The 23557-nt window shown below is 43.9% G+C and carries 16 protein-coding genes; 11 read left to right on the top strand and 5 right to left on the bottom strand.

What is annotated here, in order from left to right:
• Nucleotides 1-2: 2 nt before the first annotated feature.
• From B0I21_RS13945 to B0I21_RS13920, 6 genes are all read left to right on the top strand, one after another.
• Nucleotides 3-305 carry a winged helix-turn-helix domain-containing protein gene (locus B0I21_RS13945; RefSeq protein WP_133641091.1) on the top strand — a complete coding sequence of 101 codons (303 nt, stop codon included), beginning with the start codon at nucleotides 3-5 and terminating at the stop codon, nucleotides 303-305.
• 102 nt (nucleotides 306-407) lie between these two features.
• Nucleotides 408-1913 (top strand): cell envelope integrity protein CreD, encoded by a 1506-nt coding sequence (gene creD / locus B0I21_RS13940; RefSeq protein WP_133641090.1) that lies wholly within the window; start codon nucleotides 408-410, stop codon nucleotides 1911-1913.
• 231 nt (nucleotides 1914-2144) lie between these two features.
• Nucleotides 2145-4235: a S9 family peptidase gene (locus tag B0I21_RS13935; RefSeq protein WP_133641089.1), complete on the top strand. Its 2091-nt coding sequence runs from the start codon at nucleotides 2145-2147 to the stop codon at nucleotides 4233-4235.
• A 641-nt stretch (nucleotides 4236-4876) separates the two neighbouring features.
• A complete protein-coding gene (locus B0I21_RS13930; RefSeq protein WP_133641088.1) occupies nucleotides 4877-5455 on the top strand; it encodes an RNA polymerase sigma factor in 579 nt (192 codons plus the stop codon).
• Nucleotides 5456-5567: 112 nt separating this feature from the next.
• Nucleotides 5568-6374 (top strand): hypothetical protein, encoded by an 807-nt coding sequence (locus B0I21_RS13925; RefSeq protein ID WP_133641087.1) that lies wholly within the window; start codon nucleotides 5568-5570, stop codon nucleotides 6372-6374.
• Nucleotides 6375-6787: 413 nt separating this feature from the next.
• Nucleotides 6788-7282 (top strand): nucleoside deaminase, encoded by a 495-nt coding sequence (locus B0I21_RS13920; RefSeq protein WP_133641086.1) that lies wholly within the window; start codon nucleotides 6788-6790, stop codon nucleotides 7280-7282.
• 135 nt (nucleotides 7283-7417) lie between these two features.
• Here B0I21_RS13920 and B0I21_RS13915 read toward each other — a convergent pair whose 3' ends face one another.
• The 3 genes from B0I21_RS13915 to B0I21_RS13905 all read right to left on the bottom strand — a co-directional run bounded on the left by B0I21_RS13915 (nucleotide 7418) and on the right by B0I21_RS13905 (nucleotide 11890).
• A complete protein-coding gene (locus tag B0I21_RS13915; protein ID WP_133641085.1) occupies nucleotides 7418-9310 on the bottom strand; it encodes a serine hydrolase domain-containing protein in 1893 nt (630 codons plus the stop codon).
• 708 nt (nucleotides 9311-10018) lie between these two features.
• The gene (locus B0I21_RS13910) at nucleotides 10019-10966 is read right to left on the bottom strand and encodes an MlaD family protein (RefSeq protein WP_133641084.1); all 948 of its coding nucleotides are present in this window, start codon (nucleotides 10964-10966) and stop codon (nucleotides 10019-10021) included.
• Nucleotides 10967-11023: 57 nt separating this feature from the next.
• Complete coding sequence (locus tag B0I21_RS13905) at nucleotides 11024-11890, bottom strand: N-acetylmuramoyl-L-alanine amidase family protein (RefSeq protein WP_133641083.1); 867 nt, start codon at nucleotides 11888-11890, stop codon at nucleotides 11024-11026.
• Nucleotides 11891-12053: 163 nt separating this feature from the next.
• Between B0I21_RS13905 and B0I21_RS13900 the strand changes: the two genes are divergently transcribed.
• The 3 genes from B0I21_RS13900 (at nucleotide 12054) to B0I21_RS13890 (ending at nucleotide 17465) form a co-directional block, all read left to right on the top strand.
• The gene (locus tag B0I21_RS13900; RefSeq protein WP_243836136.1) at nucleotides 12054-14705 is read left to right on the top strand and encodes a putative LPS assembly protein LptD; all 2652 of its coding nucleotides are present in this window, start codon (nucleotides 12054-12056) and stop codon (nucleotides 14703-14705) included.
• A gap of 21 nt (nucleotides 14706-14726) precedes the next feature.
• Nucleotides 14727-15989: a competence/damage-inducible protein A gene (locus B0I21_RS13895; protein WP_133641082.1), complete on the top strand. Its 1263-nt coding sequence runs from the start codon at nucleotides 14727-14729 to the stop codon at nucleotides 15987-15989.
• 99 nt (nucleotides 15990-16088) lie between these two features.
• Entirely contained in the window at nucleotides 16089-17465 is a 1377-nt protein-coding gene (locus B0I21_RS13890) for a dihydrolipoamide acetyltransferase family protein (RefSeq protein WP_133641081.1), read from the top strand.
• Nucleotides 17466-17541: 76 nt separating this feature from the next.
• Here the strand turns inward: B0I21_RS13890 and B0I21_RS13885 are convergent, their stop codons facing one another.
• Entirely contained in the window at nucleotides 17542-18999 is a 1458-nt protein-coding gene (locus B0I21_RS13885) for an MATE family efflux transporter (protein ID WP_317130185.1), read from the bottom strand.
• 133 nt (nucleotides 19000-19132) lie between these two features.
• On the opposite strand from B0I21_RS13885, the gene B0I21_RS20490 reads away from it, so the two are divergent.
• Together B0I21_RS20490 and B0I21_RS13875 are read left to right on the top strand one after the other, a co-directional pair.
• Nucleotides 19133-19639, top strand: a complete 507-nt coding sequence (locus B0I21_RS20490) for a Sec-independent protein translocase subunit TatA/TatB (protein WP_133641080.1) — start codon at nucleotides 19133-19135, stop codon at nucleotides 19637-19639.
• Nucleotides 19640-19843: 204 nt separating this feature from the next.
• A complete protein-coding gene (locus B0I21_RS13875; RefSeq protein WP_208292347.1) occupies nucleotides 19844-22099 on the top strand; it encodes a Tex family protein in 2256 nt (751 codons plus the stop codon).
• 52 nt (nucleotides 22100-22151) lie between these two features.
• Here the strand turns inward: B0I21_RS13875 and B0I21_RS13870 are convergent, their stop codons facing one another.
• Nucleotides 22152-23543 carry a RagB/SusD family nutrient uptake outer membrane protein gene (locus B0I21_RS13870; protein WP_133641078.1) on the bottom strand — a complete coding sequence of 464 codons (1392 nt, stop codon included), beginning with the start codon at nucleotides 23541-23543 and terminating at the stop codon, nucleotides 22152-22154.
• Between the last annotated feature and the right edge of the window lie 14 nt (nucleotides 23544-23557).

Genomic DNA, 23557 nt, shown 5'->3' with positions numbered 1-23557 from the left:
TAGTGGGGTTGGATCTCTCTCTTTACAATAAGATATTTGAAAATCGGCTGCGGTTGCAGATTATGAGCATACTGATGGCCAATGAATTTTACGACTTTAGTTCGCTGAAAGAGCTATTGGATGCAACTGACGGTAACTTGGCTTCCAATTTAAAAACCTTGGAGAAGGAGGGATACTTAACTGTGGAAAAAAGTTTTGTAGATAGAAAACCCAACACGCGATATATGAAAACGGATAAGGGAAGGAAGGCTTTTGAGAACCATTTAATTGCCTTGGAAAACCTTATCAAGCAGCAGTACAAATAAATTTTTTTACGCATAAACTTTGAAAAACAAAGTACTTTATTTTTTATATTATCATTTTCAGATCAGCAACGATATTTCATTTATTTAAAAAAGAACACAATCATGGAACATGAAAATCAACAGACACCGCCGCCTCTTCCAAGCAGAGGGCCATCATTTTTTGAGAAGTTTACGCAGTCGGCAGTCGCGAAGCTAGCAACGGTATTTATTCTGATTATCTTGCTATTGATTCCGATGGGCTTAGTGGATAGCCTGATTAGCGAACGTAGAGATCGCGACCGTTTGGTTAGCCAGGAAATTGCTGGCAAATGGGGCGCTTCGCAAGTGTTTTCGGGCCCTGTACTCGGGATTCCTTATACACGGCGGCATGTTGTGGATAAAACGGACGATACCGGTAAGGTAAAAACCCTGTCTTATATGGAAAAGGACTATGTATTTTTGGTTGCAAATAAGGCGGCTTTCTCCGCGCAAGTAAGCCCGCAATATCTTAAACGCGGCATCTATCAGACGGTCACCTATAATGCCCAGTTGCGTATGAAAGGCAATTTTAATGAAATCGATTTTTCAAAGCTGGATGTCCGGGCAGAGGAACTGGATTGGGAACATGCAAAGCTCTTTATCGGGGTGAGTGATTTGAAGGGTTTGAGCAGTAATCCCCAACTGAAATGGGGAAACAACACCTTATCATTTGAGATGGGCAATGGTGAGGTTGGACTATTTGAACGCACGATGGAAAGCGAAATGGCGTTACCCACAAAATCCACAAAAGGCGATTTTGAGATATCCCTAGACATCCGGGGTTCGCAATCCCTCACATTTTTCCCAACAGCACGCGAGTCGATCATTGATGTGACCGGCGCATGGGGTTCACCAAGCTTTAATGGCGGTTATCTTCCCGAAGAGCGAACCGTTCATACGGATAGCTTTTTAGCGAGCTGGCGCATTCCGAGTTTCGGTCGTAAAATCCCGCAGCAGTGGACAGGGGCTAAACAGCAATTGTACCAAGTACCGATTGGCGTAGCGTCGGATTATACCGATGACGTTTCTGCAGCTTACGCCGAATATTCGAGCGGGACAGCTGCCGCTGCGTCCGTAGGAGAGACGAAATCGGCTCTCCAGCAATCTACGCTAGAGGATATGGTGCAAATCAACTTTTTGGAGTCGGTCAACAATTATCAAAAAACTACGCGGGTTGCGAAATATGGAATTTTGGTTATCGTGTTAACCTTCACCGCGCTATTTTTTACGGAGATCATCAAAAAGCAACGCGTCCACATTGTGCAGTACATCCTTATCGGTGCGGCGATGGTGCTATTTTATTGCCTGTTATTAGCGATCGGCGAGCATCTGGGTTTTAACTGGAGCTATCTTATTTCGTCGTGCGCCACCGTAGTGTTGATTGCATCATTTATTTATGGAATTACCAAAGAGCGTAAAACAAGCCAGGTGTTCTCCGCTATTTTGGCCATTTTCTACGCTTTCATATACCTGTTGATGCAATTGCAAGATTTCTCGCTGATCGTAGGTACCATAGGTGTTTTCATCATATTAGCTATCCTGATGCGCTTATCAACACGGGTTAACTGGAACAGCTTCGGCGATGCGTGAGGCGCTTAACAGGGTTTTTTCCAAACGGAAGCTTCGTTGTTTTACGACGTTCAGCGCTATTTACTATTGGCGTCTCAAGGCATATATTACCTAAGTTAGGATGATGACGGGTAGCAGACGGCACAAGCTTACAAGTTAATCGTCCGACAGCATAAATTTTACTGCATTTGGCGATGTCCATTTCGGGAAAGTCAGATCATTTAGTAAATTGCACCGCTATAAGACAACACTATGGATAAGATTTCTGCTATAGCTTTCGCCTTGCTGCTCAGTTCGGGCGTGATGGCGCAGCATACGCCGACGCAACGGGTAAATAGAACATTGGTAAAGAATAAATTTTATGACATACGACAAGATAGTATGACGCCGGAGAAACTTTGGGAACTGGGGCGGGTGAACGCAGAGGGATTGTCCGCCGATGGAAAGCAGCTAATCTATGGTGTTTCCATGTATAGCTTTGGTGAAAATAAATCGGAAAAAAATCTATTCATTGCGCCCGTAAGTGGGGGTGAGGCTGTCCCATTTACGACGGAGGCCGGCGGAGAGTCTGTCGTGCAAATAACGAAAGAGGGCAATGTCATCTATCTTCATAACCGGCAGCTTTGGACAAAATCATTAAACGGAGGAGAGGCTAAGCAGCTCACATCCGTCGAGGAGGGACTGGAAAATGTGAAAATTTCGCCTGACGGCAAGCATATTCTCTACAGCCGCCCCGTGTTGGTCAAGAAATATCACAGCCCCGATAAGTATCCGGATTTGGCCAAATCCAATGTGTACATATACGATGATCTGGATTACCGGCATTGGGACAGCTTCAACGATGGGCGCTTCAACCACCCATTTGTAGCCAGCTATGACAACGGTAAGATCGGCGAGCCGATCGATTTGCTTGCCGACCAGCCCTTCTATAGCCCACAAGCACCATTTGGTGGGGCAGACGATTTCGCTTGGACGCCCGATAGTAAGGCCGTGCTCTACGTGAGTAAGAAAAAGTTTGGCAAAGATTATGCGGTCAGCACAAACACGGATATCTATCGGTATGAGCTGGCTAGTAAAGCCACAACCAATCTTACCGAAGGGATGGCGGGTTACGATACCCATCCGGTTTACAGTCCCGATGGGCAAAAGCTGGCTTGGCTAAGCATGAAGACAGACGGTTATGAAGCCGACAAGACCGATATTATAGTCTTTGACAGGAAGTCTTCGCAGCGGGTGAATCTTACGGCGTCTTGGGATGGCACGGTCAACTCGTTCATCTGGAGCAAGGACAGTAGAAAGCTCTATTTCACTGCGCCGACCAAAGGCACCGTCCAGCTGTTTGAAGTAGCAGTGGGGCAGGCCAAAAAAGGGGTTGTTCCGGTGAAGCAACTTAGCGAAGGACAATTTGATATCGGTGATATCGTAGGGGAGGTAGATGGTGGATTGGTGGTTTCATCGACGACTTTAACGCGGGCCGCAGAGATTTATAGGTACGATTTGAAGGAGAAGTCATTGCGAGCTATTACCAGAGTAAACGATGCAGCGTTTTCCAAGATTGCTGAAACGAAGGTGGAAGGCCGTTTTACAAAGGCTAGCGACGGAGCAGACCTATTTTCTTGGGTCATCTATCCACCGAATTTCGATCCTGCGAAAAAATACCCGACGTTGTTGTTTTGTCAGGGAGGGCCGCAGTCGGCCACGACATTGGGCTATTCCTTTCGTTGGAACTTTCAGCTGATGGCGTCTCAAGGGTATATTGTGCTATTGCCTAATAGACGTGGGATGCCGGGCTGGGGTGTGAAATGGAATCAAGACATTAGCAAAGACTGGGGCGGGCAGCCTATTCGCGATTACCTATCTGCTGTAGATGATTTAGCGAAAGAATCGTATGTCGATAAAGCACGTATTGGCGCGGTAGGTGCCAGCTACGGTGGTTACTCCGTTTTCATGTTGGCAGGCGTGCATGAAGGACGATTTAAATCATTGATTTCTCATTGTGGGCTATTTGACATGACATCATGGTATGGTACAACAGAGGAACTGTTTTTTGCCAATTACGATCTTGGTGGCCCATATTGGGATAAGGCTAATGAAAAGACATATACGGAGTTCAACCCCATCAAACATGTCGACAAATGGAATACGCCAATCTTGATCTTCCAAGGCGGTAAGGATTTTCGGGTGCCAATAGGGCAGGGGCTTGAGGCCTTCCAGGCTGCACAGCTGAAAAATATTAAAAGCCGCCTGGTATATCTACCAGAAGAAAATCATTGGGTGCTTTCTGGCCACAATGCGCAGGTATGGCAGCGTGAGTTTTTTGGCTGGCTGAAAGAAACCTTGTAAGTCGAACGGGCAATCTTTTTTAGTTCGCTCTTATACTCCAGTAAAAAAGGAGCTGTGCATGGACAGCTCCCTTTTTTACTTCTTTATCTTTATAGCAGCCTAATAGCCGCTCTTTTTGATCTCGCATAGCCATGTGTATCCTTTTCCCGACCCGCCTCTTTTTCCGATTCCTTTCCTTTTGAAACCTTTAGGTAGTCTACAAGCAATTACGGTCAGCCAAGGCCACGTGATTCACTGTGCATACCAAGCCTATCTTTGAAACGGAAGGGGTTAGGTCGTGCTTGTTTAATTCATTTTTATGTGCTGATTTGCTAGGTTGGTATGATCCTAATGTGTTGCGTTTGACGTCATGAATACTATTGCCATGTATTTTGTGTATGTCGATAAGTAACTGATTGTTTTAGATAGGATTATGCAGTTCCTTTGATGATATTATGCACTTTCTATATCCGATAATATGAAGACTTGTCTACATATTGAATTTAACAAATTGAAATGATTTATAATGCGTTTTGAATGCATTATGTTTTTTTAATTTTATATATTAATCTGAATAGCTTGTCTAACTTCGTAATAAGATAAAAATTTTATAAATTTACTATTGGTAAATGATTCCTAGTAACCGATAGTTAAGTTAAAAAATGGAAAAAACGTTGCTCTCTCTCTTTGTTTCGGGCGATAAAAAAGCTTTTGAGCAGGTTTATAGATGCTATTCCGAACGTGTTTTTAAACGTCTCTTGTATCTGCTGAAGGACGAAGACGAAGCGGAAGAGCTATTGCAAAATGTATTCGTCAAATTTTGGACCAATCGCGCGGCTATTGCGGTAGAGAAAAATGTGGCAAACTACCTGCTACGTATGTCTGATTCCATGGCAATTGATCTTCTTCGACGCAACATAAGCAGGAAAGCGGTATACGATCACGTGTCCTTGCAAACGAACACAACGTCTAATTCTGTAGAAGATACCTTTATGCAAAAGGAAGAGCAAAAAATTTTGGAGCAGGCAGTAAATCTGCTGCCTCCGCAACGCAAATTAATCTTTACCCTTTGTAAAATGGAGGGGAGGAGTTATGGCGAAGTGGGTGAAATCCTGGGAATATCGCCCGCTACAGTTAGTAATCACCTCGTTTTGGCTATGAAACAGATCCGTACCTTTGCGTCGCAATATAATAATGAGCTCAAAGCACTCCTTTTCTTTCCTTTTTTAGATAATTTATAATTTTTTTTGTTTTTCGTTAGTGCTTTTTCTGTTCTTGTTCGTAATAATTATGTATAAGTTTTTTTTCTGCCAAGCTTTCATTATTGAAATGCGTTTAACTTAAATTGAAAATATGAAAAAGCTATCGTTTATTGTATTACTGCTTACTTTTCTTTCGTGCTCAAAATCGCAATTGGAAAATCTTAAAGGGATCAGTAAATCTTCCGAGCAATTTTTGCCAAATCAAGCTGCGTCTGCGAGTGTATTATTCTATTCGGATCAGGAATTTGATGCTGTTTTGTTTGAATCTCTCAACGAGAACCAAAAGGTGTTATTTTACGCTATTCTCGAGGTTATCAAATATGAATCACCATTTGACATTAATCCCGGTTATTATTTTAATGGATTGAACCAATTGCATATTGATTTTGCAAACATATATAGCTATAGCGCTAATTCTAACCCGACTAACTCTGGGGTTGTGGAGGATAATATTATAATTTACACATCGACGCTCTACAGTATTAGTAGTGCAAGTAGCGCTCCAGATTACAAGCTATATGAAGAATTCCGCCCAACATCAGGTTTTAGAAATTACAATCAGCTAATGAACGTTATTAAGATTAATTTTCATCTTGATTTCGATAGATATGAGATACCCGAGACATATTTTTATGTTACTAAACATTTAGGTAACGCTAATGAATATTCTCATTATTCGTTAAAGCCAGGTTTCAGAACTTATGTGGAAGAAAGGGTGATTGCTTATGATCAAGAAGCTGAGGTTGAAAGAGCATTAGCTGAAGCACTAAAGTTTACTACTAAAAACGCTAATCGAGAATGTTCTAAAAATTATACCGCTTATCAAAATCTAACGGGTCACCCCATGAGTTTAGTTAAAATTACTCCTTGTCACGTAATTAACAGTGCGGTGAAATAATTAGAAATAGTGATGAGAGCATTAGAAAAATCACCTAAAGTGCCTTATTCTGGGAAGGAAAAAAATAAAAATTGACTATCTGGTATCGAAGGAGGAGACGCTATATGAGAACACTATGAACTGAAGCTCGAAGCCAATGATAGCTGCCATAAATCGATCCTCAAAGTAAGCTATAACATTCTTATGCTATGATTGTTTAATCATTTTATTGTGCTAAATACCAAGAACGACTTTAGCTGAAATAGTAAAGCCTATAATATTGCTGATGGTCGACATACGACATCGCGGAAAAACTTTAGCCAGCTGGTTTGTAATAAATGTAAAAGCGATGTTCGCATAAAAGACAGCGTCATATAACGCAGATAGGATGAACAACAATAAAACTGCTTGTACCTAATTGCTGTTCATAAGGTATGAAAACACATCAGAAATATATGCAGAGGGCGATCTCGCTATCGGAAAATAACCTGGAAACGCTGGCTGGCGGTCCGTTCGGGTGTGTGATAGTAAGGGATGGCAAGATCTTGAGTGCAGAAGCCAATAGCGTTACGCACGATTGTGATCCTACGGCACATGCAGAAATAAATGCCATACGCAAGGCTGCAAAAAAGATTGGAAAAGCAGACTTGAGCGGTTGCGTGATGTATACGAGCGCGGAACCATGCCCCATGTGTCTCAGCGCAATTTATTGGGCGAATATCAAGCAAGTATATTACGGTAACACCAAGCGCGATGCGGAATGGGCAGGATTTGGTGACCAGTTCATCCTTGAGCAGCTAAAGAAAAACATCGATGATCAAGCTATCAATTTTGAACGTATAAGTGCTAGCGATGCCATAAAAGTTTTCGAGAAATGGGTTTCAGCGAGTCCCGAGCTAAAAGATAAGATTAAAGACGGGTCCCTCTGATATCCAACCTGGCACGTCCATGTCGATGTAGCAATAAGGAGCTTCCGTAAACGCGTATAATCGTAGAGCAGCTGCCAATAAGAAAAAATAACCATCGATTTGCCTGTATTTTGCCGCTTTTACCCGAAGTAAGGTTTACATGCTCCAGATAGGTATGCCGATCCAACCATGTATGGATAAGAGCGCGACCAAATAAAGCAAAAATAACGTATTGAAAGCGAAGGCAAATTTGAGCCAGGTATTGCTAATTCGCGACCAGCCTCTATATAGGAGATATGCTGAGGTCGCGATGCTTATAGCGAAAAAGAGCGTGTCTGCAAAAATGGAAATACTGGTCGTGTTTGCGGTTGCAAAAAGTTCCTTATGGGTGGCATCAGTCGAGCCCAACAGACGATATGCCCAGAGAAAACAAAGTATACCTAGTGCGGGTAATACTATCGAACAAAGGTCTATGAAGCTGATTTTTTTAAAGATGGCCAAAGGGATGGCAACAATAGCGTAGATGATAGAAAGCAATGCAGCAAGCAGCCCCAGATAGATAAGTGTTTTTTGGACGAGGATTGGCGCATAAGCTGTTTTGCGATAAAAGCTATTTCCATAACCTTGAAAAAAGGAACGTCCCTCATTGTCCTGTCCGATGATACAGGAAGCAATTATATCGCCCTGCAATCGAAAAATTCCATTGCCCATGTGGATCAGGGAGTCGATCTGACCCCTCCCTTTATCAATAATAAGTTTATCACCGTCAATCGAGAGTAGGTTAATCCCACCAAAAATCTTCTTGTAGAACTCCCATCGCTCATTCTTAGGATTTGTAAATTGATAGTACCCCAGGAGGGGCTCTGTTTTGGCGCTATCTACTTTGATACTGTACATTTCTGGAGCTGCCATATTTTTCGTTAAAAAGTCCTCGACGACCTCCGATATCGGCCATAGATTTGTATTGCAATTGGTGGAAATGGCATAAGCTAAACCCGCCTTCCTATTAAAAAATATCCAAGAACTAAATCCTTCACCTTTGCCATTGTGTCCTCGAAATGTTACTTTTTTATTGTTGGGAAAAAGATCGTTGCCTAGCGCGTATCCTGTTTGAAGACCGTTACGGCTAGCTAAAGTACTGTGTACCTTTTCCATTTCGGTAAGGGCTTGGTTGTTAAGTAGGCTATCGCTGCTATAGCGAGGGCTCTCTACAAGATAATGCAGGAATTTACTCATGTCGGCCGCACTCGATACCAATGCGCTGGAAGCGCCATTGCTGCTTGGCGTGTAGAACGGTAGCAACATGTGCTTTCCATTTCTGAAGTCATAACCTTTCGCATAGGTTGCCCTACTTTCACCTCGCAAGTCAAATAAGGTACTGTGCATACCCAATGGTTTAAAAAGCGTTTGTTGAATGTGCGCATCCCATGGCTTACCTGATACCTTTTCAATGATGTATCCCAAAACATTGTAACCCGGATTTGAATAAGCCATCATTTCACCAGGTCTCCACCGCGAAGTCAGGGCATTCTTTTGATCTACTATAGCATCAATCCCTGTTAACGGCTTTCCGCTAACATTGACCATCTTATTTAAAGCGATATCTTCGAAACCAGCAGTATGTTCTAGAAGATGGACAAGCCTAATCGGATGCGAGGACTCCCACGTATTGGTGTAAGGAACCTCGGGCGCTATATCCCTAAGTCGATCGTTAAGGTTTAATTTCCCTTCGGTGACTAATTTTTGGATACCCATAGCTACGAAAAATTTGCTTATGGAAGCTAAGTGAAACTGCGTGGTGCTGTCTACCGGTATCTTTTGTTCGACGTCTGCATATCCAAGCCCTGTGGAAAATGCGATGCGGTCTTTTGCGACAATGGAAATCATCAAACCTGGCATCTGTCCTTGTTGCCGAATGGTATCCACTTTAAGAAGTAGTTTGGCTAGTGCTGCTGTTGAGAAGTGATCCTGCTGTGCCTGGGCATTCGCTAAGATACATGGTAAGATTGCGAAAAATAGTGGCAAAAACAATGCTGTATACTTTTTCATGAGTGTGTATTTTCTTGACAAAGTACTTGCGCTCGATTGTTCTTTAGTTCGCTATTACCCAAGCGAACTAAAGAATGCTTAATAAAACGACAGAGACTGTCTAGATGGTAAGCCTTTACAGTCAAAATCGCCAATGATGTTTAGCGTGCGCTATTTCTCAGGAAACAGGTCAATCAACTTGACTTCTTTTTGGATGAGTCCGATTTTGTGGGAATTCTAGTTGTTGCGGTAAGTAATCACTATCATCAAGAAGGCTGTTTCATCGGTCTTCCTATGTCGTTTGAAAATGATGACCTTATTTGTATGTTTTCCGGAAAAGCGTTGATTTTTACTAATATGCTAGAATATGCAAATACACATACTTGTGGCTGAATATAAATTTATACCCGGCCTTAACTGTATAATAACATAGACATGTTGCTAAGTATATAAAACAAAGAAAGCGATAAGTATCACTTTTTTCTAAACTTGTAGCGAGGTAAAAGACGCGCTTTGTGGCTAAAGTACGAGATTGCTAGTGATGAAATAGGGGTAGATGACATCGCTTTACATCAGTGGCTGGCCAGAAGGCGTAGGAAATACAACTTATTTCTAAACATATTGTTAAAACAAAATTGCCCAGCTGATAGCTAGATCATACTGGGCAATTGCTATGAATAAATAAACGCGTTGCGGCTAAGTAGCGCAGCGTTTGCAAGTTGTTTGCTGTTAATTCGTATCTTTTTTTCCGAATATACTAATGCGGATGTATTTTCCGGGGCGTTCTTTCACATCCTTTATAAGACCATCCAGCTCTGCCGTGGCGCTGTTCAGGTTGTTATAAAGTTTTTCATCATGTAGCAATAGGCCTATAGAACCTTCGCCATTGTTAATTTTTGTAGTAATAGCCTGCACATCTTTCATGGCTTGGTTAGCGTTGTCGATCGTCGCTTTAATCTCCGTTTTAGACAAATCTTCCGACAGGTTGTCTAAGTTCGCTAAAATTCTATTGATCTTATCGTTATTATTTTTAAAGTTGTTGGTGATTGATTCCAGATTCTGCATAATACGAGCAAGGCGTATCTTTTCGGAACCCATCAAGCCTTCTACATCACTTGTGATCCGCTCCATATTGTTAAGCGATACGGAAATACTGCGTAAACTGCTTTTAAAGTCGCGTTGAAATTCGTCATCCAAGGCTGTATTGACTGCCGAGAGCACCGAGTCGAGTTTGACCACGAGGTTTTCGACCTTTTTTTGGAGAGGTTCCACCTTTTCCAATAAGTTTGCTTGTACATCGGAAAGGAGCGGGTCGCCATCTTTGGCCATTGTCGTGCTATTGCCCAGTTCAAATACAATAGCTTTACTACCGAGCAGATCTGCACTAACAATCCGGGCAACAGAGTTCGAAGGTATCTGGTAGTTGTTTTTAATTTTAAAATGCGTTCTAATTTTTCCGTTCTCTAAAAGTTCCATCTTCGAAACACGCCCAATTTGATACCCATTGACGACCACAGGTTTAGAGGCGGTTAAGCCATCTACATTATCGTAGTCCGTGTAAAATTCATTTTCGGAGCTAAAGACATCATTTCCTTTTAAGAAGTTGTACCCTATAAACAATAGAGCAAGTGCGGCTATGGTGATGATACCAACTTTCGTTTCGTTTGATACTTTCAAAATACGGTCTGAATATTAATTTACTTTGCAATAACAACAAACTAATGTACTAAATGTTTAGCGTTCTGTTGCGGTTTTGTAAGTTTTTATTGCGTTAAATAAGTTTGCTACAATTTCCGATTGCCCAGCTGTTGAAAGCATATAAGCCTCTTCATCTGGCGAGCTGATGAAACCGATTTCCGTAAGTACCGATGGCATGCCTGCCGTAGCCAATACTGCTAATGAAAGTTCCTGCACGCCGCGATTTACGCGAGACGATCGCACAAATTCATCTTGCATGTTCGATGCCAATTTTATACTCTCTCTACGGTATTGATTTTTCATTAACTGAAAGACAATCATACTGGATGGGTCTTTCGGATCAAATCCGCCATAATTTTCCTTGTAGTTGTCTTCCAAAAGTATGGATGCATTTTCCCGAATAGCGACATCTTGACTCCCTAGTCTATTGAAACCGCACACGAACGTTTCTGTACCCCTTACGGATGGTTTGCGCACGGTGGTTGTCACGTACCGTCCTCGGTTATTTTTTACGCGTCTATCGCTGTCTGCGGAGTTACAGTGTATGGATATAAATAAATCTGCCTTATTTTTGTTGGCAACAGCTGGTCGTTCATATAAAGGAATAAATACATCCGTTTTTCTGGTAAAGATTACCTGCACGCCCGGTAGTTCTTCTTCTATTTTCCTACCTAATTTTAGTGCTACGCTCAGCGCGATATCTTTCTCATTGGATTGCCTTCCCCGTGCGCCGGCATCGTGCCCGCCGTGGCCAGCATCCAGTACTATGGTGCGCAGCTTTTGTCCAGGTGCCTGTGGTTGTTGGTTGTCTTGTGGGGGCGGGGTGGCCGATGTGGCGAGCGTTAACGTAAAAATCGTTGCAACAAATAAACTCAATCTTTTTACATTTAAATTTTTCGTCATATGTATAATATCCTAGTATATCTCCGTTTTAATAGTGTGCAAAAATAGCGTAAAATTTTATTTTCCTTATTCGTGTTCGTGGGTCACGCTTTCTAAATGTTTTTTGACTATTTTTGCCCGAAGTAAGTTTAAATTCAAACAAAAATAACATTCGTAATTTACATTGAAGGCGTTAACTTGTTTTTTCTGCACCATCTTGTTCCTGTTTGCGTTTACCTTGGGCACCTTTGCTCAGGTGGCAGACACGTCCAAGACTACCAGTTCTAACGTGCAAGATACCTCGCTAATTGCCTCCGATACCACAAAAAACCAGTTCAAAGAAGCCAGCGGCACAGATACCGTCGTGATGAAGGGCGAAGGTGGTCTCGAAACGATGGTAACCATTGTGGCCAACGACTCAGCTTGGAACGAAGTGAGCAAAAATATTCTTCACCTCTATAATGGTGCCAAAGTTAAGTACGAGGAGTTTGAGCTATCTGCCGATTACATTCGGCTTGATAGAAATACCAATCAGCTTTTCGCCAGCGGTATCACCGATCATAATGGCAAATACGTCGGGCGCCCAGTCGTTATCTTTCCTGGAGACACACCGAAATCGGTCGATTCGCTGGTTTACGATTACAAATCGAAAGAAGGGAATACCTATGGTATTATGACGGAGCAAGATGGTGCGTATATTCAGGCGAAGGTAGTTCGTAAAAATCTCTATGACGAACTTTCATTGCGTACAGGTATGTACAGCACGTGTAATCTGCCGTTTCCGCATACGCATTTCGGTATTCAATTTACAAAGGGACTATTGGCCGGGAACCATATCATTGTTGGGCCTGCCTATCTGGTCGTGGAGAATATCCCGATCAAGTTTGCGGCCATTCCTTTCGGATTTTTCCCGCGACAAAACAAGCGAGCGTCCGGCTTTCTATTCCCTTCATTTGGAGAAGACGCAACGCGTGGCTTAGCGATGCGGGATCTCGGTTGGTACCTTGCCTTTAACGACTATTGGGATTCAGAGATTCGCGGTAGTGTGTACTCCAATGGTGCTTGGGAGAGTAGTGTCCGAACCAACTATTTAGTTAACTATAAATACAGTGGTGGGTTTAATATTCGCTACGCTTCAACACCTACTGGCGTAGAGGGAACACCGACTTTTCGGAACAATAGGGATTTTAACGTGACCTGGAACCATACACAACGGCAAGAGGCCAACCCAGGAACATCATTTTCGGCATCGGTGAATTTCGGTACCGGTACTTATTTCCAGAATACGGGTTTCAACCAGATGAATAGCATTGAGGATATCACCCGGAATAATATGTCTTCCTCGATTTCCTATGGGCGAGTATTCGCGGATGGAAAAGTCAACTTTACGTCAAGTATGAGCCACCGGCAGGAGATGTCGTCTGGGCGGGTGGATTTGGAGTTGCCAACGTTTAGCTTGAACGTTTCTACGTTCAATCCATTCGATTCCAAAAATAGGGTAGGCGAGCAGAAATGGTATCAGCGAATTACGGTAGGGTATAGCTTACAAGGACGGAACTCCATATCTACGGGAGATTCAGTGCTCTTTAAAAAGGAGGCATTAAGCAATTTTACAAATGGTTTTCAGCATAACATTCCTGTTTCCCTAAATCTAAACGTACTGAAGTATTTCCAGTTTAATACGTCGGTGAATTATACCGAGCGTTGGTATTTACAGACCATTCGCAAAGGCCTGATCAATGAAGTTAACGGGTTTTCAGAAGTTCGCGATACCGTTCAGGGATTCCAGCGCGCCTATGATTATTCGGTGACATCCGGATTGTCAACCAAGATATATGGTATGTACCCCAAGATGGGTAAGATAGAAGCCATCCGACATGTCGTGACACCATCTGTAAATTTAAATTATCGTCCTGATTTTTCGGATCCACGGTATGGATTTTACCGAGACTTTGTGAATCAAAATGGGTTAGAAGAACGCTATTCTATTTTCGAGAATGGTATCTATGGAGGTCCGCAGGCCGGTCGATCGATGGGAATTGGATTTTCGGTGGACAATAATATCGAAGCAAAAATCCGAACGGAAAATGATACCACGGGCAAAGGTTTTCGGAAAGTCAAGATCTTGCAAGGTCTGACATTTAGCGGGAACTACAATTTTATGGCAGACTCGTTGAAACTATCAACCATTAACTTTTCAGGTCGTACCTCACTTTTCAAGGAGAAGATCAACTTAAATTTTAACGGTACGTTTGACCCCTATATGTTGGATGAGAATGGGGTACGCGTCAATCGTTTTGCCATACAAGACGGCAAACTCGCTCGATTGACGAATTTTGGTCTTTCGTTTGACTATAGCTTGAACCCCAATGCGAATAAAAGTCGAAACAACAATATTGACTCTTTGCGCAATCAGATGCCTAATTTAACGCAAGACCAAGCAAATGCGCTGGCACGCGTGAGTACCGATCCGAATGCATTTGTCGATTTCAATATCCCTTGGAATTTAAACGGATCATTCAGTATGAATTATTCCCAGTCGTTCGATCAAACGGTGCGTCGGGTACGTAATAATGTGACTGCCACCGTTAATTTGAATGGTGATTTCAATGTAACGCCCAAGTGGAAAGTTCAATTCAATACCGGCTATGATTTTCGCCAGCAAGCCCTTTCGCTGACACGTTTCAGTATCTACCGAGACTTGCATTGTTGGGACATGTCTGTCGGATGGACGCCATTCGGGCAATATAAAAGTTATAACATAACCATTCGTGCGAAAGCTTCGGTTCTACAAGATTTGAAACTGACGAAGCGCGAGAGCCACTATGTTTATTAGCAATTAATCTTTCAACGCTTTATGAAAGCAGAAATTATAACTATAGGCGATGAGATCCTGAATGGTCAAATTGTCGATACCAATTCCGCATGGATCGCACAGCAGTTTGCACCGATACAGATTGCTGTCAAGCAGATCAGTTCCATTGCCGATACAGCCTCCGCCATCGTTGATGCACTCCAGCAGGCGGAAGAGCGCGCTGATATCATCGTGATCACGGGCGGCTTAGGACCAACCAAAGACGATGTAACAAAACACACCGCTGCCACTTATTTCAACACAGGTCTGGTGCGTGATCCGCAGGTTCTGCTGCATGTGCAGGAAATATTCTCCCGATCAAGAACGGGCGATATGCCCGATATTAATAAACAACAAGCCGATGTTTTGGCAAATGCCCATGTATTATTCAATGACGTCGGTACAGCGCCGGGCATGTTTGTTCGTCAAAACGGGAAATATTACTTCTTCCTGCCCGGTGTGCCTTACGAAATGAAGTTTCTTATTGAACACCGTGTGTTACCGATCCTGCGCGACTTATCACCAAGCACCTTTGTTTATAACGCACATTTAATAACGGTCGGTATTGGCGAATCGCATTTAGCAAGGCAAATCGAAGATATCGAAAACGCGATGCCCGCCTTTGTCAAGCTCGCTTATCTGCCCAAGCTAGGTATGGTTCGATTACGGTTTACCGCTGTCGGGACAGACCATAGTTTATTAAAAGCAGAAACTGACCGCTTAGCCTCCTTAGTAGCGACCCGTCTGGGATCTTATGTCGTGGCGCAAGAGGATATCTCGTTTCAGGAAGTTATAGTAAGACGATTTAGTGAAAAAGGGTTGCGTTTGGCTACCGCAGAGAGCTGTACCGGTGGTAACATTGCTGCGGAACTTACCGCGATTGCTGGTGCTAGTCAAATGTTTCAGGGTGGGGTAGTGGCCTATGCAAACCAGGTAAAGGTAGACGTATTGCAGGTCGATGTAGCTACACTCCAAACGTTTGGTGCGGTGAGTGAAGCTGTCGTGAGGCAGATGGCGGAGGGTGCAAAGCGCACATTTGATACCGACTATGCTATCGCGACAAGTGGCGTTGCCGGGCCGGGCGGTGGGTCTCCGGAGAAGCCTGTAGGCATGGTTTGCATCGCCATAAGCGGAAAGACGGAGACCATAGTTCAGACCTATCAATTTAAGAATGACAGAGCAATTAATATTCAACGTGCTACCATAGCAGCACTGACCATGCTCTGGAATTTGTTCCAAAAAGAAGAATCCGATCCTGTAGAATAATGTTTCGCATATCAGATGTTATAAATTATTATATTTTGTTTATATAAATTCAATAGATTAAATGTTAATTTAGTAATTCGTTCAACGAACTTAGATCTTATGGCTATATATAAATTATTGCTTCCAAAAATGGGAGAGAGTGTTTCCGAGGCGACGATCACCAAGTGGGTGAAATCTGTAGGAGACACGATAGAAGAAGATGAAGCCGTTGTTGAAATAGCAACAGATAAAGTAGACTCTGATGTGCCTTCGCCTGTAGCCGGGACATTGACCAAGGTACTATTCGAAGAAAATCAGGTAGTGCAGGTAGGTGATGCTATTGCATGGATCGAAACTGATTCGGATGACATGTTGCGCGATGATGATCAGGATACACCTGCATTTGTTAATCCGGGATCTGTTTCCGATGAAGAAATAATTGATCAACACACAGAGACGACAGAAGGCGAAAGTGAAGTGCAAGAAATCCCGGGTGTCGGACTGTTGGATGAGCAGCAAGCTGCACAAAACACGGTGAGTCCGAGCAGTCGCTTCTATTCTCCGCTTGTAAAAAATATTGCGCAGGAAGAAGGCATCAGTCCGGAAGAGCTGGACGAAATTTCAGGAAGTGGTGCAGATGGTCGAGTGACCAAACAAGATGTTCTTGATCATTTACACAATCGGGCCAAATCAGATGCTGCCGCAACAACACCCGATCCGGCACCGCAGGCGGCATGGAGCGCCGACACCACACCTGTGCAAACCGCAGTAAAAAGTGTTTCGTCAGGACAAGATGAAATTATAGCGATGGATAGAATGCGGAAACTGATCGCTGACCACATGGTGCACAGCGTGAAAACATCGCCGCATGTTGCCTCATTTGTTGAAGCCGATGTGACGCATTTGGTAAACTGGCGAAATAAGATCAAAGATAGCTACAAGCAGCGGGAAGGCGAAAATATTACCTTCACCCCAATCTTTATTGAGGCCATTAGCAAGGCGATCAAAGATTTTCCGATGATCAATGTCTCCGTTGATGGCCATAACATTATCAAACGAAAACATATCAATATTGGCATGGCAGCAGCCCTGCCTTCAGGTAATCTTATCGTGCCCGTCATAAAAAATGCAGACCAATTAAGTTTGGTGGGCCTCAGCAAAGCGGTCAATGATTTAGCCAATCGCTCCCGCAGCAACAAACTCAAACCGGATGATACACAGGGTGGAACATTCACCTTCTCGAATATCGGCGCGTTTGGCAATATTATGGGGTTCCCTATTATCAATCAACCGCAGGCTGCCATACTGGCCGTTGGGACGATAAAAAAGCGTCCGGCCGTGCTGGAAACCGCAGACGGCGATGTGATCGCTATCCGCCATATGATGTATCTATCCATGTCCTATGATCATCGCGTAATCGACGGCGCACTCGGGGGAACATTCCTAAAGCGTGTGGCGGACTATTTAGAAAATTGGGATACTAATCGAGAAATTTAATCGAATAGGCTGTAGTGTATACTGGCCGATGGCTCTTATCCAATAAGTTTTCCATATGATCCTACCGCTAATGCTCCTATACCGCAGGAACATTAGCGGTAAGATCATTTTCTTTTCCAGTTCCATGAGATTGACGTAACCTCATGATCTTGCGATAACGTAAGAACAGCATGGCCGAAGAGGATAGCAGTCCTAATGTCAACCCATACCATACACCTTGAATGCCGATATTTAAATAAATACCGAATAGATAGGCGCTAGGTATTCCTACGATCCAATAGGCAACAAAGGTAATCAACGTCGGGATGTTTACATCGCCGAGGCCACGGAGGATACCCAGGCCGACGACTTGAGTACCGTCAAACAACTGAAACAAACCCGCGATGATGATAAGCTGTGCAGAAATGCGAATTACCGCCTGGTCATCACTGATAAGCCAAGGAAGATATTGGTTGAACACCGTAAAAATCAATGCGCAAATAATCATGAAAACGAGCACCAGGTGATAGGAAACGGTTGCAAATTTTTGTACGCGCTCCATATTCATTTTGCCATAGTTATGTCCCGTTTTTATGGTCGCCGCAGAGGCGATACCACTAGCCATCATGTACGTCATTGCGGCCAAGGTGATCGCGACCTGATGACTTGCTTGCTCTATTGCCCCAATTTTTCCCGCAATGATCGAGGCTGCGGCGAAAGCACCAACTTCGAAAACATATTGTAGTGCCACAGGGGCACCAATCTTGAAGATATCTTTGATCGTATTCCACCGTAGGTGCAATGCCCGGAAATACGATACATACGCTTTGAATAATTTGGATCGCAGAACGTAAGCAGACATCGCTAGCATCATTAATACACGGTCTATCAATGTCGCGTAGCCAACGCCCACGATGCCTAAGGGCTTAATCCCGAACAGTCCTTTCACGAAAACAATGGCTAGGATGATGTTGAGCACATTTCCCCAGATAGTAATGTTCATCGCTTGCCTGGTAAAACCCAACCCTTCCGCAAACTGTTTGAACGTATTAAAAACCATCAGTGGTAGGATGGATAGCATCAAGATCAATAGATAGGGCTTGGCGGTATCAACAACACGCGAGTCTTGATCCATATGCTCCATGGCATACATCGACCCGAAATTGACAACACAGAAAAGAAGTAGTGCCGTAATTACATTCAGCCAAAGACTGTTGGAAAGTAGTCTTGCGCAGATCTCTTTATTCCCCTTACCGTTGGCTTGGGCAATAAGGGGAGTGAGTCCGTATGAAATACCGAGGCCGATAACCATCACGACAATAAACACAGAATGTACGAGAGAAACTGCTGCTAAAGGAATCGTTCCTGCAAATTTGCCGACCACAACCGTATCGGCAGTGTGTACCAATGTTTGTCCGAGTTGGGAGATGACAACAGGGCCAGCAAGTGCGAATGCACTCCAATAGAAATGCTTGTTTTTTTTGTAGTAATGTGATAACATAGTGTGGCGGCAAAGATAGCAAATGATTAATTTCGCATCGTCATCGTTTTGCATAGTTAACGAATTTTTGTTCGAACGAAAGGATGTCCTGATTATGAAAATGTTACTAAATAATTACATCAAAAATTTTGAGGTTAATTAAATTTAGACTTACCTTAGCCTATAGTAAATAGTAAATTTTAATAACATGGTAGGGACTTTAGGATTCTTAAATATTGGTACACAAGAGATGGTGCTCATCGTCATCGTTATTTTGTTATTGTTCGGTGGCAAAAAGCTTCCCGAATTGGCCAGAGGTTTAGGTAAAGGGATTCGCGAATTTAAAGATGCCTCGGAAGGGATAAAGCGAGAAATATCCGATCAGATCAATAATTTCGAAAAAGATCTAGACGTGACGGCAGATGAGCAAGTCGCAGATGCATCGGTAACAGTGGCCGAGCAAGAAGTAAAAGAAACCGGAGAAAATCTGGATGTGGCGGAAGAAGAACAACTGGCTACGAAAGAAGAAAAAAAACCGCTTCCTACATTTAGCGCACCAGAAAATACGTATCAACATAATCCGGGTGAGCAACCTGCTACCGGAGACCAGCATTACACATACGGCTACAATGACCATTTCGCTCCAGAAGCGCCAGCTACAGATGGCGAATCTTTAGTAAAGAAAGAGACGGAGCAACCTACAAAAAACGCATAAGCGGCAAGATACCAGAAAATTGTGCTGACAGCAGAGAGGGCCGTCAACCAATACTTGATAATTTGTAAGACAGGAGATAATGTAAGGGAAGCAATTTACGATAAAAACGTAGGTTGCTTCTTCGCTACCGCCTAAGCTGCTTTGTGATCTCCTTCTTCTTTCTCATCAACATTATACAACATTCTATCGCTATTAAAAATACATATGGCATACGAGATTATTATTTCGAAGGAACTTGGTATTACAACTCGCCAAGTTTTAACAACGATTAACCTCTTGGATGAAGGGGCAACTATTCCTTTTATATCCCGGTACAGAAAAGAAATGACCGGTAGTTTGGACGAGGTGCAAATCACATCTATACGCGACCGCGTTCAACAATTGCGGGATTTGGACAAGCGTAGAGATGCTGTTTTGAAATCGATCAGTGAGCAGGGAAAGCTGTCTGCAGAGCTTGAGCATCTTGTAAAATCGGCCGAAACGATGGCTATTCTCGAAGATGTGTATTTGCCATTCAAACCGAAGCGCAAAACACGGGCTTCGATCGCTCGGGAGAAGGGACTCCAACCCCTTGCTGACTTCCTCTTATTGCAAGAAAGCGCGAACATCTCGGCTGCTGCCGAGAAGTATATAGATAGCAGTAAAGGTGTAGAAAATATGGAAGAGGCGTTGGCTGGTGCTCGTGATATCATTGCAGAGCAAATTGCGGAAGATGTAGACGTAAGGATCAAAACACGAAAGGTTTTTCTTGACAAGGGGCAGTTTGTCTCACGCGTAGTGCCGGGCAAAGAAGAAGCGGCCCAAAAATATAAAGACTATTTCGAATGGACTGAATCGTTGAAAGACGCACCTTCCCATCGTATCTTGGCCATGCGAAGAGGAGAGAAGGAGGAACTTCTTTATTTGGATATTGCGGTCGAAGAGCAGGAAATCGCGCCTGCTTTGGAAAAGTTATACATAAAAAATGCTGGCGAATCTGCGGGTCAGGTAAAGTTGGCTCTACAAGATAGTTACAAACGTCTGTTGAGGCCTTCTATGGAAACCGAAATTCGTGTACTCACGCGCCAGCGCGCCGATGAAGAGGCGATCAAGGTATTTGCCGATAATGTGCGGCAGTTATTATTGGCCGCTCCCTTGGGACAAAAACGGTTGTTGGCGATCGACCCGGGATTTCGTACAGGATGCAAAACGGTGGTGCTGGATGCCCAAGGAACACTATTGGAAAATACCGCAATTTTTCCCCACACAGGGGCTGGCGGTGCCGCCGAATCCGAACGGGTGATAAGGCATTTGGTAGCGAAGCATGCGATAGAGGCTATTGCGGTAGGGAATGGTACGGCTGGCCGTGAGACGGAAGATTTTGTTCGAAAACTAGGGTTACAGGAAGTAACGCTTGTGATGGTCAACGAATCGGGTGCGTCCATCTATTCGGCATCTGATGTAGCGCGTGAGGAGTTTCCGGATTATGACGTGACCGTAAGGGGTGCCGTTTCCATTGGAAGGCGTCTCATGGATCCCTTGGCCGAGCTGGTTAAAATAGATCCAAAATCTATCGGTGTTGGTCAATACCAACATGATGTCGATCAAAATAAGCTACAAACTGCACTGGACGATACGGTTATTTCTTGCGTAAACGCTGTTGGTGTAGAACTGAATACCGCTTCCAAGCAAATTCTGGCCTACGTGTCAGGCCTTGGCCCATCGCTGGCTCAACAGATCGTAAACTACCGCATGGCAAATGGTCCATTTCGATCGCGAAAGGAGCTCAAAAAAGTTCCCCGCTTAGGCGATAAAGCATTTGAACAGGCAGCAGGATTTTTACGCATCCGGCAGGCCGAGCATCCTTTAGATGCTTCTTCTGTACACCCCGAGCGTTATGCGCTGGTTGAACAAATGGCGCGCGATGTTAACGCGAAAGTGGAAGACCTTTTGACTAATGAAGCGTTGCGAAAGCAAATTGATTTAAAGAAATATATTTCCGAGGACGTAGGCCTACCCACGCTAAACGATATTATAGGAGAATTGTCGAAGCCCGGACGCGACCCGCGCGAGCAGTTTGAAGCGTTTAACTTTACAGATGGGGTGAATGCGGTTTCCGATCTGCGTATCGGTATGAAACTGCCCGGTATCGTAACCAACATTACCAATTTCGGGGCATTTGTCGACATCGGGGTGCACCAAGATGGTTTAGTACATCTCAGCCAATTGGCAAACCGTTACGTGTCGGATCCACACGAGGTGGTCAAGGTGCAGCAACAAGTAATGGTGACCGTTACTGAAATCGACGAACGTCGTAATCGTATCGGGCTGACGATGAAAACCGAAGAGAAAAGCAGCACGGCACCTCGACGTGACAAAAACCGAGACCTCGCTGGTCGAGGAAATGGAAAGCAACGGGTGCAGCAGCCGGAAACGGATATGGCATCTAAACTCGCGGCATTGGCCAGCAAGTTTAAATAAACAAGAAACGGGAGCACCATGCTCCCGTTTCTTGTTTTATATCATTACCCGTTTAATTATAGCCCGGATTCTGTACCAGTCCTCCGCCAAGACTAAGCTGTGCAGCTGGTATAGGATAAACAAAGTACTGTTCATTTGTCAACGTAGGGTATTTCTCAAGTGCCAAGCCCGTGCGGCAAAAGTCAAACCAGGTTTCTCCCTCAAAAAGCATCTCCCTTTCCTTCTCTTCTTGTAGAAAGCGCACGAAGCCGTCTACGCTGCTGAAATCGCCGATACTGCCGCTTACATTCGCACGCGTTAGCACAGCGTTCAACGATGCGAAGGCTGCTTCGGTTACTGCGCCGCTAGCGCGTGCTTCGGCCTCGGCATGGACCAAATAAATTTCCGCTAGACGAATAAGAGGTAAATTCTGACTGGCCGGATTGAAATTAGGAAATTTCCCCATAAAATCAAGGAAAGTCGTATCTCCCGATGAACTTACCCTCGTTCCCTGCACGACAGAAAAACTACGTCTAATATCCGTCGGTTCAAATAGGTTACGAATGCTGGAATCACGCACGTAGAATAACATACTTGGGTTGTTATTGCTCACCGACGCTAGCGGGTTTGTTGTTTGGTTGTCAAACTGCAACTCGAAAATAGATTCCGCCGTGTTTTCATTTTGCCAGATACTGCCATAGTTGGTCACTAGCTGGAAAGCATCCGAATCTATAATCACTTTAGCTGCCGCAGCGGCTTTGGCGTAATCATTTGTGTATCTTGCTTGGTACAAGTACACCTTTGCCAATAGTGCTTGCGCAGCGGCCTTGGTTGCTCTGCCCTTCGTTGCCTCAGCGCTAGCATGCGTCTCCGGGAGGGCCTCTACACTCTCTGTAAGATCAAGCACGATCTGTTCGTAAATGGCTTGTGGTTCTGACTGCGGTATAGCTTGGTTTTCTTCCTCCGTTGTTGCAGTAAGTTTTAACGGTACACGTCCGAAGGCGCGAACCAAGAAAAAATAGCTTAAAGCCCGTATAAACTTTCCCTCACCGATGAATTGATTTCTCTTCGCTGCAGAAATAGCATCGTCCGGAATATTGGGCACCCGAGCGATGATGTTATTTGCCGCATTTATCGTATTGTACATACTATTCCAGACATTGGACGTCCAGGGATTGATAACTGTCACGTTATGTGTGGCGAAGTTTTCGTACTCCGGGAACGAAGAAATATGGGCAATGTGTCGAGCGGAGAACTCCGGTAAGGTGATGACGGTTTGTCCCCAACCGAACGAAGGGGTCATTGTCCGGTACATTCCTATGGCAGCGGCATTTGCGTTTGTTTCCGAATTAAAGTAGCTATCTGCCGTTACCTGAGCCAATGGTTGACGATCCAGAAAGCTATTACAGGAGGCCAAACTTGCTCCAGTCAGGACTATGGCAATAAATTTATATAGTGTATTCATGTTGTGTAGGCACT

Source organism: Sphingobacterium paludis (genome assembly GCF_004364125.1).
GTDB classification, from domain to species: Bacteria; Bacteroidota; Bacteroidia; order Sphingobacteriales; family Sphingobacteriaceae; genus Sphingobacterium; species Sphingobacterium paludis.
Note: the sequence above shows the minus strand (reverse complement) of the source record. Positions and strands in the feature narration are given on the sequence as shown.